Source organism: Candidatus Chloroploca sp. Khr17 (genome assembly GCF_004138165.1).
GTDB lineage: Bacteria > Chloroflexota > Chloroflexia > Chloroflexales > Chloroflexaceae > Chloroploca.
The window spans coordinates 1-1,984 of record NZ_RYFF01000141.1 but is presented as its reverse complement, the minus strand read 5'-3'; the positions used below and the strand labels follow the sequence as shown (position 1 = coordinate 1,984).

The 1,984-nt window shown below is 64.3% G+C and carries 2 protein-coding genes; both read right to left on the bottom strand.

Going from position 1 to position 1,984, the window contains the following annotated elements; genetic code table 11:
- Positions 1 to 193 (bottom strand): hypothetical protein (locus EKD05_RS26605; RefSeq protein WP_205704092.1); only part of this gene is annotated, 193 nt, incomplete at its 3' end.
- Between the two features lie 17 nt (positions 194 to 210).
- Positions 211 to 1,848: a DDE-type integrase/transposase/recombinase gene (locus tag EKD05_RS25405; protein WP_129678431.1), complete on the bottom strand. Its 1,638-nt coding sequence runs from the start codon at positions 1,846 to 1,848 to the stop codon at positions 211 to 213.
- Positions 1,849 to 1,984: the final 136 nt, after the last annotated feature.

Genomic DNA, 1,984 nt, shown 5'->3' with positions numbered 1-1,984 from the left:
GGGTGCGCGAGCCGGGTGGGGGCTGCGCGGCGGTCAGGAGCACCCGACCACGCCAGGTCAAGGCCGCGCGGGGGCCACCATGAACCGCAGCGCGAAGCGCCTCCATCAGATGGCCCATCGCGCGCTCGGCTTGGCCTTGAGCGGCGTGGTAGGCTGGTGCGACCTGCCGCGTTGGCCCTCCGGCAGCAGGCATCCCCCTGCTGACACCGCTCAGTCGGCGGCATGAGCGACCTCCGGCGTGCCCGCATCAGCCGATTCATCCACCATCCCGCGAAGATCAGGCGGCGTCTGGAGCCGGTCTTCGGCCAGCCACTGATCGTGGAACGTCAGGATCGCCTGTGCCCGCCATGCCGCCACCCGGCGCTGGAGCGTCCGGAGCTGCACGTCAGGGAATCGGCCGGGATGCGCAGCTTGAAGTTCCCGGAACAACTGCTTGGCGCTCAGTTCGGGATTGGCTTCCAGACGCTCAACGATGGTCACGCGCACGTCGGCAAACGGATCTGGGCGCGTCCGCCAGGTATGGGGCACCGGATCTGGTTTCGTGCGGCGATACTTCCGCTTCTGGCGGGTTGGTGCGCCACCCTCCCCTGCGGGTGGCTCCTGTTCTGCTGCGCCGGGATCCGCCGGCTCCCCGAACCCACACGCTGCGCCGTGGAACGTGACCGGTGCCGCAGTCGGCGTGCGGGCTGGCTCGCTTGCGCGTGGCACGATTGCCAACTGCCACAGCGCATCCTGCAGCCGGTCGATCTGGCGGAGCAAGCGCACCGGGTCGAGCCCCGCAAACAGGGTCGTGAGGCGGGCCTGCTGCTCGTCCGACACGACCTCGGCGGCAAGGAGCCGCTGGAAGGGTGTCTGGGCGGCGTCGTAGCGTCGCTGGACGTGACTACCATCGCGCGTTTTCTCCTTCAGCTTCATTGAGGGCTGAAAGAAGTTCACGTAGAGCCGCAGTGCCCGATACACCTCGGTCAGTTGCCGATAGGCGCGCTCGCCCTCGTAGCGGTCGTAGCCGATGAAATGACGGACAATCGCCCCGTTTTTCTGCTCCACAAAGCACTGGTCGTTCTTCTTGTAGGCCCGTCCGCGCGTAAACGTAATGCCCTCCCGCTCGCAGTAGTCCAGCAACTCGTTGTTGAGAAACTCCTTGCCGTTGTCACTATCGATGCCAACCAGCGGCATGGGCACGAGTTGCCGCACCTGGGACATGGCCTGAATGACCCCGTGCTGGCCCTTGTTGAGCAACGGCAGGCACTCCGTCCAGCCGGTGGCGACATCGGTGAGCACCAGCGTGGAGAGGAAGGCACCCTCGGCGTTCCCGCCGCAGTGGGCCACCAGGTCGATCTCGAAGAAGCCGGGTTTGGCGTCATCCCAGTCGGTGAAGGTGCGCACCGGGATTTGATGCTTCAAGAGCGTGCCCGCCTTGGTCGTGCTGATCCCGCGCAGGGCAGGGTCGCGGCGGATCGGGCTGAGGATCCGGTCAACCGTGGCGGGACTGATGGTAAAGAGTTGGCTCCGCACCTCATCGGTTAGTTTCAGATGACCGTGGTGTTCGAGCACCGGCATCAACTCAGGAAGAAAGGGCACGAGGCGCTTGGCACAGATGCAGTTGGTTGCCTCCCATGCGAGCCGGAGGGCCGCCTGTACCTCTGGGCCATAGCGTCGCTCACGCGACCGGGTGATCGCGGGACGAGGAGCGACGACCGGGCTGGTCAGCAACCGAATGGCGTACTTGCGGGCATAGCCCGTGGCCGCGACAAACTCGTCGAGGATGACCGACTTCTGTTGATGGCTGGCCTCCTGGTAACGTGGTGCCGTCTGCGCCAACAATTCACGTTTCGCTCGATAACTCATCAGGGACCTCACGAGACACCCTACGCTCTCTAGATTCAATCACGTCGGGTGACATTATTCGTGAGGCAACGATGCTTGTCAAGGTTACATCTAACGTGAGGCAATGCGGGCGGCAAATCTAGTTGACATTTAACAC